General features: G+C 60.3%; 18 protein-coding genes. 3 read left to right on the forward strand and 15 right to left on the reverse strand.

From position 1 onward, the window contains the following. The first annotated feature begins 217 nt into the window (after positions 1-217). The gene (locus PDR5_RS20660; RefSeq protein WP_169432680.1) at positions 218-376 is read left to right on the forward strand and encodes a DUF3309 family protein; all 159 of its coding nucleotides are present in this window, start codon (positions 218-220) and stop codon (positions 374-376) included. A gap of 61 nt (positions 377-437) precedes the next feature. On the opposite strand, the gene PDR5_RS20665 is transcribed toward PDR5_RS20660, so the two are convergent. From PDR5_RS20665 to PDR5_RS20710, 10 genes are all read right to left on the reverse strand, one after another. Next, the gene (locus PDR5_RS20665; RefSeq protein WP_064598484.1) at positions 438-2,531 is read right to left on the reverse strand and encodes an LTA synthase family protein; all 2,094 of its coding nucleotides are present in this window, start codon (positions 2,529-2,531) and stop codon (positions 438-440) included. Between the two features lie 313 nt (positions 2,532-2,844). Further along, complete coding sequence (locus PDR5_RS20670) at positions 2,845-3,450, reverse strand: START domain-containing protein (RefSeq protein WP_064598485.1); 606 nt, start codon at positions 3,448-3,450, stop codon at positions 2,845-2,847. A 41-nt stretch (positions 3,451-3,491) separates the two neighbouring features. Beyond that, on the reverse strand, positions 3,492-3,746 hold the full coding sequence (locus PDR5_RS20675; protein ID WP_007950870.1) for a YkgJ family cysteine cluster protein: 255 nt from the start codon (positions 3,744-3,746) through the stop codon (positions 3,492-3,494). Between the two features lie 166 nt (positions 3,747-3,912). Next, the gene (locus tag PDR5_RS20680) at positions 3,913-4,389 is read right to left on the reverse strand and encodes a hypothetical protein (protein ID WP_064598487.1); all 477 of its coding nucleotides are present in this window, start codon (positions 4,387-4,389) and stop codon (positions 3,913-3,915) included. Positions 4,390-4,463: 74 nt separating this feature from the next. Beyond that, positions 4,464-5,903, reverse strand: coding sequence for an aminotransferase-like domain-containing protein (locus PDR5_RS20685; protein ID WP_007950868.1), 1,440 nt, complete (start codon positions 5,901-5,903; stop codon positions 4,464-4,466). Positions 5,904-6,104: 201 nt separating this feature from the next. Continuing rightward, entirely contained in the window at positions 6,105-6,917 is an 813-nt protein-coding gene (locus PDR5_RS20690; RefSeq protein ID WP_064598489.1) for an OmpA family protein, read from the reverse strand. Next, positions 6,914-7,270 (reverse strand): DUF4398 domain-containing protein, encoded by a 357-nt coding sequence (locus tag PDR5_RS20695; protein ID WP_172829501.1) that lies wholly within the window; start codon positions 7,268-7,270, stop codon positions 6,914-6,916. The genes PDR5_RS20690 and PDR5_RS20695 overlap by 4 nt, the downstream gene beginning before the upstream one ends. A 9-nt stretch (positions 7,271-7,279) precedes the next feature. After that, positions 7,280-8,116: a substrate-binding periplasmic protein gene (locus PDR5_RS20700; RefSeq protein WP_064598494.1), complete on the reverse strand. Its 837-nt coding sequence runs from the start codon at positions 8,114-8,116 to the stop codon at positions 7,280-7,282. Positions 8,117-8,196: 80 nt separating this feature from the next. Continuing rightward, positions 8,197-9,126: an electron transfer flavoprotein subunit alpha/FixB family protein gene (locus PDR5_RS20705; RefSeq protein WP_007950863.1), complete on the reverse strand. Its 930-nt coding sequence runs from the start codon at positions 9,124-9,126 to the stop codon at positions 8,197-8,199. Further along, complete coding sequence (locus PDR5_RS20710) at positions 9,127-9,876, reverse strand: electron transfer flavoprotein subunit beta/FixA family protein (RefSeq protein WP_064598495.1); 750 nt, start codon at positions 9,874-9,876, stop codon at positions 9,127-9,129. It abuts the gene before it with no gap. Positions 9,877-10,401: 525 nt separating this feature from the next. Between PDR5_RS20710 and PDR5_RS20715 the strand changes: the two genes are divergently transcribed. After that, positions 10,402-12,066 carry an electron transfer flavoprotein-ubiquinone oxidoreductase gene (locus PDR5_RS20715; RefSeq protein ID WP_064598497.1) on the forward strand — a complete coding sequence of 555 codons (1,665 nt, stop codon included), beginning with the start codon at positions 10,402-10,404 and terminating at the stop codon, positions 12,064-12,066. Positions 12,067-12,132: 66 nt separating this feature from the next. On the opposite strand, the gene PDR5_RS20720 is transcribed toward PDR5_RS20715, so the two are convergent. Then, entirely contained in the window at positions 12,133-13,023 is an 891-nt protein-coding gene (locus PDR5_RS20720; protein ID WP_064598498.1) for an AraC family transcriptional regulator, read from the reverse strand. A 191-nt stretch (positions 13,024-13,214) separates the two neighbouring features. On the opposite strand from PDR5_RS20720, the gene PDR5_RS20725 reads away from it, so the two are divergent. Further along, complete coding sequence (locus tag PDR5_RS20725; protein ID WP_064598500.1) at positions 13,215-14,267, forward strand: NAD(P)-dependent alcohol dehydrogenase; 1,053 nt, start codon at positions 13,215-13,217, stop codon at positions 14,265-14,267. Between the two features lie 4 nt (positions 14,268-14,271). On the opposite strand, the gene PDR5_RS20730 is transcribed toward PDR5_RS20725, so the two are convergent. The 4 genes from PDR5_RS20730 to PDR5_RS20745 form a co-directional block, all read right to left on the reverse strand. Then, positions 14,272-15,075 (reverse strand): IclR family transcriptional regulator, encoded by an 804-nt coding sequence (locus PDR5_RS20730; protein ID WP_007950852.1) that lies wholly within the window; start codon positions 15,073-15,075, stop codon positions 14,272-14,274. A gap of 60 nt (positions 15,076-15,135) precedes the next feature. Next, a complete protein-coding gene (locus tag PDR5_RS20735) occupies positions 15,136-16,446 on the reverse strand; it encodes an MFS transporter (protein WP_064598501.1) in 1,311 nt (436 codons plus the stop codon). 96 nt (positions 16,447-16,542) lie between these two features. Further along, positions 16,543-17,691 carry a galactonate dehydratase gene (gene dgoD, locus PDR5_RS20740; protein WP_064598504.1) on the reverse strand — a complete coding sequence of 383 codons (1,149 nt, stop codon included), beginning with the start codon at positions 17,689-17,691 and terminating at the stop codon, positions 16,543-16,545. Positions 17,692-17,739: 48 nt separating this feature from the next. Further along, positions 17,740-18,360: a 2-dehydro-3-deoxy-6-phosphogalactonate aldolase gene (locus PDR5_RS20745; protein WP_064598506.1), complete on the reverse strand. Its 621-nt coding sequence runs from the start codon at positions 18,358-18,360 to the stop codon at positions 17,740-17,742. Between the last annotated feature and the right edge of the window lie 16 nt (positions 18,361-18,376).

The raw sequence follows: 18,376 nt of genomic DNA on the forward strand, positions 1-18,376 counted from the left end.
GTAGCGAAGGATACGCAGCGACCCACGCTCCATCAGATTGCTGAATGGCGAGGGCAAACCGCGACAACAAACGAAATAAGCGAGCGAGCCAAATACCTTAAAAAAACATTGAATTTTCTTTCATGCGCACCAGTCGGAATTTGTAAGCCGGCTGGATTTAGTTCAACTTCCAGCTGCCCTTGAACACCAAGACTTCACAGACACTATCAACAAGGAAATAGACATGGGCACAATTCTAATCATCATCCTGATCCTGTTGCTGATCGGTGGTCTGCCGGTCTTCCCGCACTCCAGAAGTTGGGGTTATGGCCCTTCGGGCATTATCGGCGTAGTGCTGGTAGTCCTGTTGGTGCTGTTGTTACTCGGTCGGATATGACTGTTTGACCGACAAAAAAAAGAGGCCCTGTGAAGGGCCTCTTTTTTATTGTGCCGACTGATCAGTCCGGCTTGCCGTTAACCACACCGGCGGTATTGTCGATCAGGCTCTTGGTGGCCGTTTGCAGGAACGCTTCGAGCTTGAGTTTCAGCTCGGCAGTGCGCGGTGCATCCGGAATGATTTCAGCAGAAGGATTCGCGCCCAGTTGGTACTGGTAGATCTTCGGCGCCATTTCCTTCTCTTTCGGCAGCACCAGAATCTGGTCAGCGGTGACGATGGCAGTGGTCTGCTCGCTGCCCGACGGCTTGATCACACCGAAACCGGTATCACCCTGCGGCAGGTTCAGCAGATCGCGGCCCCAGCACTGATGGCGCACTTCGCCACCGAGGCGACCCATGATGGTCGGCACGATGTCGATCTGGGTGCCCACGGTGTGGTCACGGGTACCGAATTTTTCCTGGATGCCCGGTGCGATCATCAGCATCGGCACGTTGAAGCGACCCAGGTCCATTTCGGTGATCTGACGCTCGTTGCCGAAACCGTGGTCGCCGACGATGACGAACAGGGTTTCCTTGAAGTACGGCTCCTTGCGGGCCTTCTCGAAGAACTGGCCCAGCGCCCAGTCTGCGTAACGCATGGCGGTCAGGTGCTCGTTGAGCGGGCCACGGTCGGTGACGCGTTCGACCGGCAATGGCGTCGGCAAGGCGTACGGCGTGTGGTTGGACAGGGTCTGCAGCAGCGCGTAGAACGGCTTGCCGTTTTCCCGCGCCTTGAGTTCCACCAGACCACGGTCGAACATGTCCTGGTCGGACACGCCCCAGGTCGGATCGGAGAACACCGGGTTCACGAAGTCGTTACGGCCGACGAAGTTGGTCATGCCCTGGTTGCTGAAGAAACCGGACTGGTTGTCCCAGGCAAAGTCACCGTTGTAGACGTAGACATCGTCATAGTCACGCGCACTGAGCAACTGCGGCAGGCCGGACAGTTTGTGGCTGCCTTCCGGGGTCTGCATCAGGTATTCGAAACCCGGCAGGTTCGGGAAGCACGCCATGGTGGCGAACATGCCCTGGTGGGTGTGGGTGCCGTTGGAGAAGAAACGGTCGAACAGCAGGCCTTCCTTCGACAGCTTGTCGAGGTACGGCGTGATGTTGCCCGGCGCGCCCAGTGCGCCCACCGAGTGACCGGCCATGCTTTCCATCAGGATCACGACGACGTTCTTGATCGGCAGGGTCTTGTCGGCAGGCGGCGTGTATTCACGACGCACGGCAGCGATATCGGCATCCACCAGTTTGTCGTCCGGCATCACCAGCATCTCGCGCACCACTTTCTGCGCCTGATCCTGCGGCAGCGTGGCTTTCCAGATGTTGTCGCGATCCTCGCCCATCCGATCCTTGGCCGCCGCGATCAGCGACAGCGTGCCGTTGAGGCCGAGCTGGTTGGCGAAGTTCGAATCGGTGGTGTACACGTCACCCCAGCGCAGCGGCGGGCCTTGACGCAGGGTGCCGCGAGCGGCGACCACGCAGATCAGCAGGCACACCACGAATACCGCCAGACGCGCATACCATGGCGCCACTTGACGGGTGCCGACGTTACCGCCGCTGAACGGGCCACGCGGACGGGTCAGACGATCGGCGCCCTTGAACGCCAGGGTCAGGATCAGCGTGCCCACGGCCCAGGCCAACAGGTAGCGCACCACCGGGAAACCGTACCAGAGCATGCTCATCACGGTTTTCGGGTCTTCTTTCACGTACTGGAACACCAGGCCGTTGAGGCGCTGGTGGAACTCGCGATAGAAGTCCATCTCCATCAGGCCGAGGAACAGCGCGATGCTCGAAGCGACGGTCAGCCACAGACGGAAGAACCCGCGCGCTGCCATGGCCCGGGCACTGAACAGCGCCAGCACCAGCGGAATGCAGACATACACCACCAGGCGAATATCGAAGCGCAGGCCGTTGGCGAAGGCTTCGAGAAAAGTCGAGGCCGGGGTGTCGAGGATCATCTCGCGGTTGTAGACCAGCAGCGCGAGGCGCAGCACGGAAAACATCACCATCATGACCAGCGCGCACAGAAGCGTGTAGGCCAGATGCGATTTGACGGTCGGTTGCAGCAGGCGACTGGAAGATCGCTGCTGACTCAGGGCGTCCGGGTTTGCCATGTCGTTTTAGGACCCATTGGAAGTTGAAGTTGCAAAAATTCAGCTGCGCCCTGCCCTCTGTTGGCCATTCCAGGCCCCGGGGCTTGCGCGGAGCGCAAATGTTGCACGATCACCGGCGGCATTGCCATTGATTAGTACCCGCTGCCGGACACTTTCATTCAAGGCACAGCGCGGCGGGACAGGTACAAACAGCGCGGGCGAATTGTCTTGGAGACTTTGTGAAAATTTCGTTCAACGCATATTCGGAAACACAATAAACCTGCAAAACAAAACGCCCCGAGTTCTTCGGGGCGTTTACAGATGAACGCGATGTTTACTTCTCGGCGCGTTCTTTCAAGGCTTTCAGGGTATTGAACGGTGCGTCGACCACAAACTTGTTGGCGATCATGGAAGGCACGCTGCCGCCCGGCTCGGTGTGAACCTGATAGGTCACTTCAACCTGATCGCCCTTTGGCACGAACTTCCAGAAGCCTTTGACCTGAGCGACCCGCACAAAGCCCTTTTCTTCAGGCAGGTACTTCGGCACGCCTTCCAGATTACGGGTCAGGCTGCCATCGGCACCTTCAACGGTGGTGACATGCAGGATGGAGTCGCGCGGGGTAACCGGCCATGGCGTATTGAACTGGGTGTAGGTCCAGCTCTGGTCGCCTTCGTGCTTGAGCAGTTTCTGGGTCTTGCACTCGTGAATCCATGCGCAGGCCCCGGAGACGTCTTCCTGCAAGGCGCGCAGTTTGGCGATGGTGGTCTTCATCACGGTCACACCCTGATAAGACTTGTAGTCCGAACCCGGCACTTCGCTCAGGGAGACCTTGATGCCGTCCTCGTTCTTGGCGACTTTCCAGTCTTCAGCCTGGGCAACCGAGGTGGCCAGCACGGCAGTCAAACCACACAACACAGCGATACGATGCAGCGAACCCATAGTCTTATTCCTTATTGTTGAAGTTCCGTTCGTTTGACACATCACGCCGCCGTCATCTGCTCCCACCAGCCGAGCAGTCTGATCGCGTCTTCCTGGCTGCTGCCGCAGACTTCGGGATCGGCCTTGAATCCTGAACAGACCGCCGGACGTTCCGGTCGGCCGAAAATGTTGCACAGGTTATCGACCGACAACTGAACGCAGCGTTCACCGGCAGGTTTGCCATCGGGCATGCCTGGAATCGGTGAACTAATGGAAGGGGCAATGCAGCAGGCGCCACAGCCTTCACGGCATTTCATGACGACGCGTTCCTCGCAGCGGGCAATGTGTTAAAGGGACGCGGAACAGGGTAACCGCTTAAACGGCTGTTTTAAATTGCCTGAACCGGGGTTTTTACGCAGAAACGAAAGTGACTGACCAGTCTCCGACAAAGCGTCTGGTCTGCGGGTCACCGACGGGGACGATTTATTGCTTGAACTCGAAATCCAGCGCCGCGCCCTCGACTTCGCGGCGCTCTTCGTTACGCAGCTGCAACTGCATTTCGTTGCTGAGCAAACGGCCGTTGAGCTGGAACCCGCTGTTCTTGTCGCCGAACATCTGCGGCAGGATCGGCTCACGCTTGGGCAGCGTCACGGAACCGGGAGGCTTCAATTCCTGAACCATGTCTTTCGGCAGGCTCAAATCGAGCTTCGCAGGCGGCAGCGGCGTCTTGGCCACCTCCTTCGCCGATTTCGACTTGGAGGCTACCGGGGCGCGCTTCTTGGCGGGAGCAGCCTTATTCTGCGGTGTTTTTTTCGCTGGAACGGTTTTCTTGGCCGTGACCGGTTTTTTCGCGGTGGCAGTCGCCGGCGTCTTTTCCTGAGCCGCCGCCATGGCGCCAGGGACCTGACCCATCATCAACAGGCAGAGCACAACCCAGGCGGCAGAAAATTTCGCTTTCATGAACCCAACGAAGCTAACGGCAGAGGGCCATATGCTCGCCTGTTGGGCGCCACATGACAAGCTCCGCCATTGTTTCAAAATCCGCCGGCCATCTCCTGGCAGAGCTGGGTGGCCAACATGCCGAGGGTCATCAGCGCCCGTTCCGCCTCGCGATTCCACGGGATGCCGCAGTTCAACCGGATGCAGTGGTTGAACTGCTCGGTATTACTGAAGATCAACCCCGGCGCAATGCTGATGCCCTGTTGCAGCGCCCGCACGTGCAATTCCTGAGTATTGACCCGCCCCGGCAGGCTGACCCACAGAATGAATCCGCCGGTCGGCCGGGTCATCTGTGTGCCTTCGGGAAAGTACTGCTGGACTGCCAACTGGAACGCGCTGAGATTTTTTCGGTATTCCTGGCGGATGTACCGTAAATGCCGGTCATAGCCGCCGTTTTCCAGGTAGGCCGCGATAGCCATTTGGGTGACGCTGCACGCGGAATGGGTGCTGAAAGTCTGCAAGCGCTGGATTTCCTGCTGGTACTTGCCGGCGATCATCCAGCCGATGCGCACCCCGGGCGATAACGTCTTGGAAAAACTCGAGCAATAGATCACCCGGTCGAGCCGGTCGTAGGCCTTGAGCGACTTGGTGCGGCCCTGCTCGAACATCAATTCGCCATAGATGTCGTCTTCGACGATCTGGATATCGAAATCCGAGGCCAGTCGCAGCAGTTGTTTCTGGCGCTCTTCGGGCATGGTACCGCCGAGCGGATTACTCAGGCGCGTGGTCAGCACCAGCGCCTTGATCGACCATTGGTTCGCCGCCAGTTGCAGGGCTTCGAGGCTCATGCCGGTGGCGGGATCGCTGGGGATCTCGATGACTTTCAGGCCCAGCAGATCCGCCAATTGCAACAGTCCGTAATAGGTTGGCGATTCAGCGGCGATCAGGTCGCCGGGGCGCGTCAGCACTCGCAACGACATCTGCAACGCATCGACGCAGCCGTGGGTGATCACCACTTCCGAAGGGTCAACGACCACGCCTGCATCACGCATGCGAATCGCCACCTGCCGGCGCAGCGGCTCGAAACCGGGGCTGAACATGTAGCTGAACGCCCGAGGGCTGTGAAAGCGGGTGACCTTGGCCAATTGCTGATGCAGGGCGCGCACCGGCAAATAATCGACACTCGGCACCGCCGCCCCCAGCGGGAACACGCCTTCGCGACGGGACTCCACCAGCACTTGCTGAATGATGCTGCTGCGGGTGACCAGGCCTGGCCGCTCGACCCGGGCGATGTCTGGCGTGGGCGCCGTCAGTGCGGGAGTCTGGTGCACGTAGTAGCCGGACTGCGGCCGCGCACGGATCAGGCCCTGATCCTCGAGGTTGGCGTAAGCCTGCAACACGGTGGCATGGCTGACGTTGAGCTGCGAACTCATCTTGCGCACCGAAGGCACGCGCTCGCCCGGTTGATAGACGCCACGGCGGATATCTTCGGCCAGCTGTTGAGCAATACGTTGGTAGAGCAAGAGATTGGTCATGACGCAGCACTCGATTTCACGGGCGTTTTATTCTTGTGTGAAACAATACCGGAACAGTTTGGAAGTGTACTGGGACAGTTGCCATATTAGTCAACCATACAGTGCTGTGTCGGTTAAATCTGTACTGCTTTCTGAGGTAATCGACAGACGTAAAAAAGCCCGGCGCTGCCTGACAGCCCGGGCTTTCCAGTAACGCCACCCTCAGCGGGCGGCGCCGAGCTGGCCTTTTTCGTCGGAGAACACGATTTCCACTCGACGGTTCTGCGCACGCCCACGCTCGGAAGCGTTGGCGTCCACGGGATATTCATCACCGTAGCCTTCGACCTGAATGCGTTTTTCGTCGATGCCCAGGTCCGTCAGCACGTCAGCTACCGACTGCGCACGGTCACGGGACAGCTTGAGGTTTTCCTGCTTGCCGCCAGTGCTGTCGGTGTAACCCTCGATCCGCACGATGCGTTTCGGGTTGAGTTGCAGAAACTGCACGATCTTCAGCACCACGCGGTTGGCAGAGTTTTTCAGTTCGGCCTCACCGGTGTCGAACAGCACGTCACCCAGGGTCATCACCAGACCACGGTCGGTTTGGGTAGTGGCCAGTGCAACGATCTGTTCTTCCAGCCATTTACCCTGCTGTTGCACACTCAGCAGCTTGGACTCGCGCAGGGCCAGTTGCAGGCGCTGGCGTTCAAGTTCCAGCTTCGCCACACGCTCTTCGTTGAGCACCTGATTGGTGTGCTCACGAGCGATTTCGCTGTAGCGCTGACTCAGATAGGCGTAATGCACCACGTCCGAGCCACTGCCCCAGTACGTCGACAGACGATCGGCACGGGCCAGGGACTCACCGGCGCGGATCACGTCTTTCGGCGCGATACGCAGCACGTTGGAATCTTCCTTGACCTTTTGGAAGTCGGTGCTGGCCTGCTGCAGTGCAGATTCGCTGTGCTGACCGGCGCAGCCGTACAGGCTGGCGCAACCGGCGAGGATCAGAGCACCGAGAGTTTTGGACTTCAGGCTCATTGGGCATCCCCCAGTTGCTTGCGCAGTCGGACGATGCGGGTGTTGAGCACGTTCACTTGCTCTTCGCTCTTGCGGGTCAGGACTTTGGCTTCCGCCAGACGTGCGTCGAGTTCGGCCTGTTCGAAGCGCATCCGCGCATTCTTGTAAGACTCACCCGCCATGCTGCCTTTGGCCCGGTTGAACTTGTCCTCGGCCAGTTTCATTTCCGGCACGTCTTCAGCGGTGGCGCCCACGGCTTTGGCTTGCTCAAGGGCCTGCTCGGTCAGACGCATTTGTTCGTTGGGTGCCGGATCGCTGGCGCAACCGGCCAGGGCCAGAACGGCCATGGCCGCGAAAAGAAGTCGATTACTCACTAAGAATCCCTACTGTTTTGGGGCGCTGACAGGTGGTTGCGGCGGCTGTTGCTGCTGCGCCTTCCAGCGCTCGATGTTGCGTTGCAGCGCGGCTTCCGTCAGGCCGGACGCGGGCAATTCTGTCATCTTTTTGGCCAGCTGTCCGCGCAACCACGGATCGTTGCAGGCCGAGTTGTGCGAAACCGCGAGGAACAGACCGGGCCGGTCGATGGGTTGTTCGAAGGCCAGCAGATCGTTGGCCATGCCCAAGGCCTGCGCGGCCGCCATGCCCGAGTAGCGACCGGCGAGTACATATTCCACTTCGCCCAGCAGAAGTTTCTGAAACGCCTGGGTCAGGTTTGCCGTACGGGTCAGGGTCAATTGCTGCTCGGCGATAGCGCCAAATGCCGGGGTCATTCGAGACTTTTCCGACAAGCCGCCGGTATGCCCGTGCAGGTCCTTGGCTTCGCTGTAGACCAGGGTCGACCCCTTGCGCGTCCACACCAGGTAATCGTTTTCCAGTAACGGCGGGTGTATGTAGTCGAGGTTTTCCAGCTCATTAAAGGTCAGCGGTGCGTCGGCCAGCATGTCCATGCGCCCGCTGCGCACTTCATCGAGGGCCTGGGAGCGCTTGCCGGCGTACAAAAGATCGACCTTGATCCCCAACTCCTTGGCCACCTGTTGCAACAGATCGGCACTTGCACCGATCAGTTGTTTGGGGTTCTGCGGATCCTGCCAGAGGTACGGCGGTGCATCCGGGCTGCCGGTGACGACCAGCCGCTCGCACTTGCCCGCCGCCACCGACAGGCCCGGCAACAATGCCAGCCCCAGCAACCACGAGCAGCCCAACCGACGATGCAAATCCATGGCGAAACGCTCCCGCTCAAATCCCAGACAAAAAAAAGCCCGACCAACAGGCCGGGCTCTTTATAAGTGAAGCGGCCGGATTAGACCAGCTTCTCCAGCTCAGGTACGGCTTCGAACAGATCCGCCACCAGGCCGTAATCGGCCACCTGGAAGATCGGTGCTTCTTCGTCCTTGTTGATCGCAACGATCACTTTGGAGTCTTTCATGCCGGCCAGGTGCTGGATCGCGCCGGAGATACCGACGGCGATGTACAGCTGTGGCGCAACGATCTTGCCGGTCTGGCCGACCTGCATGTCGTTCGGTACGAAACCTGCGTCGACCGCTGCACGGGAAGCACCGACGGCAGCGCCCAGCTTGTCGGCCAGGGCGTACAGGTGTTTGAAGTTGTCACCGTTCTGCATGCCGCGGCCGCCGGAAACGACGATCTTGGCAGCGGTCAGCTCAGGACGATCGGACTTGGCCAGTTCTTCGCTGACGAAGCTGGAAGTGCCGGCGTTGTGAGCAGCGGCAACGGATTCAACGGCAGCCGAACCACCTTCAGCGGCAACCGGGTCGAAACCGGTAGCACGTACGGTGATCACCTTGATCGCAGCGGTCGATTGCACAGTAGCGATGGCGTTACCGGCGTAGATCGGACGCTTGAAGGTGTCAGCGCTTTCTACCGAGATGATCTCGGAAATCTGGTCAACGTCCAGCTGGGCAGCAACGCGCGGCAGGATGTTTTTGCCGTTGGAAGTGGCGGCAGCCAGGATGTGGCTGTAACCAGCGCCCAGTTCGGCTACCAGCGGAGCAACGTTTTCCGGCAGCTGATGCGCGTAGGCAGCATTGTCAGCGTTCAGGACTTTGCTCACGCCTGCGATTTTCGCGGCGGCTTCAGCCACGGCGCCAGCACCCTGGCCGGCAACCAGAACGTGGATGTCGCCGCCGATTTTGGCAGCGGCAGCCACGGTGTTCAGAGTGGCCGGGGCCAGCACTTTGTTGTCGTGTTCAGCAATAACCAAGATAGTCATTTAGATTACCTTCGCTTCGTTTTTCAGTTTCTCGACCAGTTCAGCCACCGACTTGACCTTGATGCCCGCGCTGCGTGCAGCCGGCGCTTCGACTTTCAGGGTCTTGTTGGTGGAGGCGGTGGAAACGCCCAAAGCGTCCGGAGTCAGCGTCTCGAGAGGCTTCTTCTTGGCTTTCATGATGTTTGGCAGGGACGCATAACGCGGCTCGTTCAAACGCAGGTCGGTGGTGACGATCGCTGGCAACTTCAGGAAGACAGTCTGCGCGCCGCCGTCGATTTCGCGGGTCACGGCAACGCTGTCGCCGGAAACTTCGACTTTCGAGGCGAAAGTGCCCTGACCGTAGCCGCTCAGTGCAGCGAGCATCTGGCCGGTCTGGTTGTTGTCGCTGTCGATGGCCTGTTTGCCCAGGATCACCAGCTGAGGCTGTTCCTTGTCGACCACGGCCTTGAGCAGCTTGGCCACGGCCAGGGAAGTCAGGTCTTCAGCGGATTCGACGAGGATGGCGCGGTCGGCACCCAGAGCCAGTGCGGTACGCAGCTGTTCCTGAGCGGTGGACGGGCCGATGGAGACGACGACGATTTCAGTCGCAACGCCTTTTTCTTTCAGGCGTACGGCTTCTTCCACTGCGATTTCGCAGAACGGGTTCATCGACATCTTGACGTTGGCGAGGTCTACGCCGGAATTGTCCGCCTTGACGCGAACCTTGACGTTGTAATCCACAACGCGTTTGACAGCTACAAGAACCTTCATGGATTCCTCGTTACTCTCCGGTGAAAAGAAAGTCGCCTAGGCGAACCTGGCGGTTGATGCTCATCGGGCACAAGGGCACCTCTAAAAACGTCGGCTGAGCGGGATGACCGTTCGTCAGTCGTGACCGACGAGTCATGCCGCCTCGCGGTGTGTAAACTGCGCGCCAAACTTGCGCTGCGCATCACCGGTTACCGCCTACGCCCTGTCTTTAGAGGTGCTCTTGAAACCACCATTCAGCCTACGGCGAGCGCAAAACCGCCCGTATCTTGACCGGAACGCCCATTCTGGTCAATACGCCAAAATGCCCTGTCATAAGCCGCGCTTCTTTGATTTCTCTGGGCTGGAGCCAATTCAAACAAACGTTTGTATTGGACGCTAAGAGTGGTGTAGATATAATGCGCCGCCTAGAGAGAAAGGTGGTTTGCCCATTATTACCCTTGACGTTAACGTAAAGGCAATAACGGATACGACACCGAACCTCCAAATTAGAAAAAAAACTGTTGAGCCTTGAGTAGGAGATAGCCTGTGGAACGCGAATACATGGAATTCGACGTGGTCATCGTCGGTGCCGGCCCCGCTGGCCTGTCCGCCGCCTGCCGTCTGAAGCAGAAGGCCGCCGAAGCCGGTAAGGAAATCAGCGTCTGCGTGGTCGAAAAAGGCTCCGAAGTCGGCGCACACATCCTGTCCGGTGCCGTATTCGAACCACGGGCCCTGAACGAACTGTTCCCGGACTGGAAAGAACTCGGCGCCCCGCTGAACACGCCCGTCACCCGCGATGACATCTTCGTGCTGAAAAACGCCGAAAGCGCGCAAAAAATCCCTGACTTCTTTGTGCCCAAGACCATGCACAACGAAGGCAACTACATTATCTCCCTCGGCAACCTGTGCCGCTGGCTCGCTCAGCAGGCCGAAAACCTGGGCGTGGAAATCTACCCGGGCTTCGCCGCTCAGGAAGCGCTGATCGATGAAAACGGCGTGGTACGCGGGATCATCACCGGCGACCTCGGCGTCGACCGCGAAGGTCATCCGAAAGAAGGCCTGTACACCCCGGGCATGGAACTGCGTGGCAAGTACACGCTGTTCGCCGAAGGCTGCCGTGGCCACATCGGCAAGCAGTTGATCAAGCGCTACAACCTCGACAGCGACGCCGACGCCCAGCACTACGGCATCGGCCTGAAGGAAATCTGGGAAATCGACCCGGCCAAACACCAGCCAGGCCTGGTGGTGCACACCGCCGGTTGGCCGATGGACATCATGGGCACCGAGAACACCGGCGGCTCCTTCCTCTATCACCTGGAAAACAACCAGGTGGTGGTCGGTCTGATCGTCGATCTTTCCTACAGCAACACCTACCTGTCGCCGTTCGACGAATTCCAGCGCCTCAAGCATCACCCGGTACTGAAGCAGTATCTGGAAGGCGGCAAGCGCATCAGTTACGGCGCTCGCGCAATCTGCAAGGGTGGCCTGAACTCGTTGCCGAAGATGGTGTTCAAGGGCGGCGCGCTGATCGGTTGCGACCTCGGCACCCTTAACTTCGCCAAGATCAAGGGCAGCCACACCGCGATGAAGTCCGGCATGCTCGCCGCTGAATCCGTGGCCGACGCACTGTTCGCTGACAAGGACGGCACTGAAGAGCTGACCACTTACGTCGACGCCTTCAAGCAGAGCTGGCTCTACGAAGAACTGTTCGCCAGCCGCAACTTCGGCCCGGCGATCCACAAGTTCGGCGCCATCGTCGGCGGCGGTTTCAACTGGCTGGATCAGAACATCTTCGGCGGCAAACTGCCGTTCACCCTGCACGACACCAAGCCGGACTACGCCTGCCTCAAGCTCGCGGCCGACTGCAAGAAGATCGACTACCCGAAACCCGACGGCAAGATCAGCTTCGACAAGCTGAGCTCGGTGTTCATCTCCGGTACCAACCATGAAGAAGAACAGCCGTGCCACCTGAAGCTGACCGACCCGAGCATTCCGCTGGCGAAGAACCTGCCGCTGTACGACGAACCGGCGCAGCGCTACTGCCCGGCCGGTGTGTATGAAGTGATCACCAAGGAAGACGGCGAGAAGCGCTTCCAGATCAACGCCCAGAACTGCGTGCACTGCAAGACCTGTGACATCAAGGACCCTTCGCAGAACATCACCTGGGTTGCGCCGGAAGGCGCCGGCGGTCCGACCTACCCGAATATGTAAGTCGAATCGCTGAACATCAAGGCTCCCGAAACGGGGGCCTTTTTGTTGCCTGCGATTTGTAAAAGATCAAGCCGCGCGCTCCTCCCCTGGACTGCGTTCGAAATAGCGTTTGTACTCGCGACTGAACTGCGACGTGCTCTGATACCCCACCCGATGCGCTACCTGCGCCACGCCCAGTCCTTCGGCGATCAACAACGTCTGCGCCTTCAACAAACGTAAACGCTTCAGATACTGCACTGGCGACAGCAACGTGCTGCGTTTGAAGTGTTCGTGAAAGGTCGAAACGCTCATGTTCGCGCAACCGGCCAATGTCTCGACATTCAATGGCTCGGTGTAATGCGCATGCAGATGACTGATCGAAGCCGCCACTCGCGCAAACTGCCCCTGCTGCTCCACCAGTGCCCGCAGCACATCAGCCTGGGGACCGCGCAACGCGACGAACAATAACTCCCGCACCCGCGCCGGGCCGAGAATCTGGCATTCCAGCGGATCGTGCAGACAACGCAGCAAGCGTTCGACACAACCACGCATGTCATCGTCGAGCACCACCGACGTCATCGACTCAGGGGTCTGCGCCGGAATATGCCGCCCTGGCGCCAGCCCCATGGCCAGCACCAGTTCTCCGAGCAGCACCCGGTCGATCGCCACCGATACGCCGAGCAACGGCGCGTCCGGCAACGCATAGGTCTCGCACTCGAACGGCACCGGCAACGCCTGGATCAGGTAATGACCGGCGCCGTATTCCATGGTGCGCGGGCCGAGATACGCCAGTTTGCTGCCCTGGGCGATGATCATCAGGCTCGGCTCATAAATGTGCGGGCCACGGGCGACGTCGCAACTGGCGCGCAACACCTGCACGCCCGGCAGCCCGGTCTGGCTGTAACCATCGCGCAGCGCCAGCGGTTCGATCAGCGAAACCAGGGTGGCGTTGGCATCAAGGTGACGGGTCAATTGCATCGGGTGGCTCTTCAGAAAAAATCATGGAAAAAGGGATGAAAGCATCATCGCAGATCCTTTTGCCAATGCGACCGATCAACCCCGCATGCCGGAGGATTAGGCATGACACCCGGAGGAATCGCCATGGCCGGATAAGCGGACGGCGCCCAGAATGCGCCGCCTCACTTGTCACTGCTTTTGCGAGGTTTCACATGTACACCGCCATCGGCTATGCCGCTCAAACGGCCACCACGCCCCTCGCCCCGATGAAGTTCGAACGCCGCAGCCCTCGGGCCGACGACGTCGCCATCGAAATCCTGTACTGCGGCGTCTGCCACTCCGATATCCACCAGGCGCGCAACGAATGGGGCATCGCCGTTTACCCGTTGATGCCCGGCCACGAGATCGTCGGAAAAGTCACCGCCGTCGGTGCGAATGTCACTAAACACAAGGTAGGCGATCTGGTTGGCGTCGGGTGCATGGTCGACTCCTGCCGCACCTGCGAAGCCTGCCAGTCGAACCTCGAGCAATACTGCCTCGAAGGCCCGACCATGACCTATGCCACCCCGGACCGGGTCGATGGCAGCAACACCATGGGCGGTTATTCGGACAGCATCGTGGTCAGCGAACACTTCGTGGTGCGCATTCCCGAGAAGCTGGACCTGGCGGCCGCTGCACCGATTCTCTGCGCCGGCATCACCACCTACTCGCCACTCAAGCACTATGGCGTGAAGGCCGGCGACAAGGTCGGGATTCTCGGCATGGGCGGCCTCGGCCACATGGGCATCAAGTTCGCCAAGGCCATGGGCGCTGAAGTCACGCTGTTCACCCGTTCGGCGAGCAAGGCCGAGGAAGGTCGTCGTCAGGGCGCCGATCACGTCATCGTGTCCACCGACGAAGAGCAAATGAAAGCTGCAGCCGGTCGCTTCGATTTCCTGCTGGATACCATTCCGGTCCAGCACGACCTCAACCCGTACCTCGACACCCTGCGCTTCGATGGCGTGCACATTCTGGTGGGCCTGATCGAACCGATCGATCCGCCGGTCCACGCCGCGAAACTGGTGCTGGGTCGTCGCGTACTGGCCGGTTCGTTGATCGGCGGCGTCGCCGAAACCCAGGAAGTGCTGGATTTCTGCGCCGAGCACAACATCAGCTGCGACATCGAAATGCTCGACATCCGCCAGATCAACGAAGCCTACGCGCGGATGATCGCCGGCTACGTGAAGTATCGTTTCGTCATCGACATGGCGACTCTGAAGCTCTGATTCCTCAGACCTTCAAGCCAAGCTCCGCCGAAAGCCGGGCCGTGACCCCTTTGATCAGGGGAATCAGCTCGGCCATTTTTTCCAGCGGCATGTACGGCACGGTGCTGGCGATGCTGATCGCCGCGACGATGCGCTTGCTCGCGTCGCGGATCGGCGCCGCCACGCAGCGGATCGAAGGTTCGTTGTCTTCCAGATCGAACGCGTAGCCGCCGGCCACGTACTCGGTCATCCGTTGCTCCAGCTGCTCCCACGACTGCTGGGGATGCTGCGGCCAGAACTGACTTTTCCCACCCGCCGGCAGGCTGATGTCGTACAGGCGCTGCCAGTCCTGCGGCGCGTCATCCAGCATCAGCGCCTTGCCGATCCCGGTTCGCGCCAGCGGCATGCGATGGCCGACCCGCGAACGCATTTCCGGGCCGTTGCGCCCCGGATTCTTCAACAGGTACAGCACCTCGTCGCCTTCACGAATGCCCAGGTGAACGGTGTCGCCGGTCAGCGCCGACAACTCGTCCAGATACGGCCCGGCCAGGGTCACCAGCGGCAATTCTTCACGCGCCTGAAAACCCAGCTCGATCAACTTCGGCCCCAGCAGATAACCGACTTGCGGCACGACGCGCAGGTAGCGCTCGTCCACCAGACAACTGGCCAGACGATGGGTGGTGCTGCGCGTGGTGCCGATCAGGCGGGCAATCTCTTTGAGATCGCGGGCGCCACTGGCGACGGCCTGCACCACACCCAACCCGCGAAGCAGGGTTTGGGTGCCAGTCGGCGCGGCGTCCTTGGCGGTTTTTGGGGCGTCTTCCTGCATATCCAGCCTTTAGCGTTGAGCGAGGGAACGGGCGGCATTATGGTCGCCCGACATAGCCGACTACAACTCGATGCGCTCGACCTTGCCCACCAGCAGCACGTAGGACAAAGCACCGATCAATGCCAGAACCGCGATGTAGGTGATCGCCGGCGCGAACGAGTCACCGCTGGCCAGGAAGCCGATGACAATCGGCGTGGCAATCGCCGACAGATTGCCGATGAAGTTGAACACCCCGCCGGTCAAGCCCAGCAATCGCGCCGGCGCCAGTGTCGAGACCAGCGACCAGGTGATCGACGCCAGCCCGTTGCCGAAAAACGCCAACGCCAGGAAGGCAATCACCAACGGCGTCGATTCGACGAAGTTGGCGCCGATGATCGAGGTGGAAATCAGCAGCCCGCCAATGATCGGCAGCTTGCGCGCAAACCCGACGGTGCAGCCGCGACGGATCAGGAAGTCGGAAAAGAACCCGGAGCACAGCACGCCGATGAACGCGGCGAGAAACGGCAGCGACGCCAGCAGACCGGACTTGATGAAGTCCATGCCGCGGTATTTCACCAGGTAGGTCGGGAACCACGTCAGGAAAAACCACAGCGTCGAGTTCAGGCAGAACTGGCCGAGGTAGATCCCCCACAACTTGCGTTTACTGAGGACGATGCCGAGATCGGTCCAGCTGAATTTCGCCTTCACCTTGGCGGTTTCGGCGGCGATGTCCACCAACCCGCCGCCCTCGCGGATCAGGTCGATTTCCGCTTCGTTGGCGCCTTTGAAATCACGCGGCTCGCGATACACCGCGTACCAGATCGCCGCCCAGATGATGCCCACCGCGCCGGTCGCGACAAATACCATGTGCCAGCCAAATTCATGTTGCAACCACGCCAGCACCGGGGTCAGGAACGCCAGCCCGACAAACTGCCCGGAGGTGTAGAACCCGATGGCCGTGGCCCGCTCACGCTCGGGGAACCAGGTCGTCACCACGCGGCTGTTGATCGGGTACGCCGGCGCTTCCAGCGCACCGACCGCCATGCGCAGCACGAACAGCGCGATGAAACTGGCGGCGAAACCGAGCATCACCGTGGCCAACGACCACAGCAACAGTGCGACGCTATAAAGGATGCGTGGCGGCACCCGGTCCACCAGCCAGCCGCCGGGGATCTGCATGGCGGCGTAGGTCCAGCCGAACGCCGAGAAGATAAGTCCGACGTGTACCGGATCGATGCCCAGATCCGTCGTCAGTGCAGGGGCGGCAATCGACAGGTTGCTGCGGTCGAGGTAGTTGATGACCACGGTGATGAACAGCAACACCATGATGAAAAATCGCTTGCGGCTGGGCGTGACTAACGTCGCTTGCCCGGTGAGGGTTTGCGGTTGCATGGGGAGCGCCTCTTCTTATGTTTATTGAGGTCGAGGGTATGCAGATCTCCGCTCCCTGGAGATCTGACTTACTGGATGCGGCAGAGAATCAGCGACTCACCACTCGGCAAAACTGCCATCGGCATGACGCCAGATCGGGTTACGCCAGCGGTGGCCGACCGCCGCGCGTTCGATCACGTATTCCTCGTTGATCTCGATCCCCAGGCCCGGGCCGTTGGGGATTTTCACGAAGCCCTTGTCGTAGTCGAACACCCGTGGATCCTTCACATAGTCGAGCAGGTCATTGCTCTCGTTGTAATGGATGCCCAGGCTCTGCTCCTGGATAAACGCGTTGTAACAAGCGGCGTCCAGTTGCAGACACGCCGCCAGTGCAATCGGCCCCAGCGGGCAGTGCAGTGCCAGCGCCACGTCGTAGGCTTCGGCCATGTTGGCGATCTTGCGGGTCTCGGTGATGCCGCCGGAGTGGGACGCATCCGGCTGGATGATGTCGACGTAACCTTCGCTCAACACCCGTTTAAAGTCCCAGCGTGAAAACAGCCGCTCGCCGAGGGCAATCGGGGTGCTGGTCAGCGGTGCCAGCTCCTTCAGCGCTTCATAGTTTTCGCTGAGCACCGGCTCTTCGATGAACATCAGTTTGTACGGGTCGAGTTCCTTCATCAGGACCTTGGCCATCGGTTTGTGCACCCGGCCATGGAAGTCGACGCCGATGCCTACGTTCGGCCCCACCGCATCGCGCACGGCGGCAACGTTGGCCAGCGCCAGATCGACTTTTTCGAAGGTATCGAGAAATTGCAGCTCCTCGGTGCCGTTCATTTTCACCGCCGTAAAACCACGACCCACCGCCTCTTTCGCGGCCCGCGCCGTGTCCGCCGGACGGTCGCCGCCGATCCACGAATACACGCGGATCTTGTCCCGCACCTGACCGCCGAGCAGATCGCTGACCGATACGCCCAGCGCCTTGCCCTTGATGTCCCACAGCGCCTGATCGATGCCGGCCAGTGCGCTCATGTGGATTGCGCCGCCGCGGTAGAAGCCGCCGCGGTACAGCACGGTCCAGATGTCTTCGATATTGCGTGGGTCTTTGCCGATCAGGTAGTCGGACAATTCCTCGACTGCAGCCGCGACGGTGTGGGCGCGGCCCTCGACCACGGGCTCGCCCCAACCGGTCACACCTTCGTCGGTTTCGACTTTCAGGAAGCACCAGCGCGGCGGGACGATGAAGGTGGTGAGTTTGGTGATTTTCATCTGCTTGTCTCTCTTGTTAGATGCAGCGCACGCAGCGCCGGAAAAGTCTTAGCGAAGGGCTTTCCAGGCCGCCACGTAGGCCTTGGCATTGGCCGCCACTTGCTCAGTCGTCATGCCCGGCTTGAACAGCCCGGACCCGAGGCCGAAGCCTTTGACGCCAGCGTCGATGAACGCCTGCATGTTGTCCGGCGTGATGCCGCCGACCGGCGCCAGAATCGTCCCGACCGGCAACACCGCCAGCCAGGCTTTCACCACTGCCGGCCCCATCTGTTCGGCCGGGAACAGTTTGAGAATGTCCGCCCCCTCCTCCAGCGCCGCAAAGGCTTCGGTCGGTGTGGCGACGCCGGGCGACAGGTACAGCCCCGCCGCTTTCGCGGCCCGCAACACCTTGGCATCGCTGTGGGGCATGACGATGACCTGGCCGCCGGCCTCCTTCACCAATTCCACTTGTTCCGGGGTCAGCACCGTGCCGGCACCGATCAGGCAATCGGCGGGCAGGGTCTTACGCAGGATGCGAATGCTTTCGTACGGCGCGGGGGAATTGAGCGGTACTTCGATGACGCGAAATCCGGCCGCATACAGGACTTCTCCGACAGATGCGGCTTCCTGCGGATGCAGGCCGCGCAGGATCGCGATCAGACCGTTTTGCGCCAGTGCTTGCTTGAGCATGTCAGGCCTCCAGTCA

Origin of the sequence: Pseudomonas sp. DR 5-09, assembly GCF_001655595.1 — a bacterium.
In the GTDB taxonomy this organism is placed as follows: domain Bacteria; phylum Pseudomonadota; class Gammaproteobacteria; order Pseudomonadales; family Pseudomonadaceae; genus Aquipseudomonas; species Aquipseudomonas pharyngis.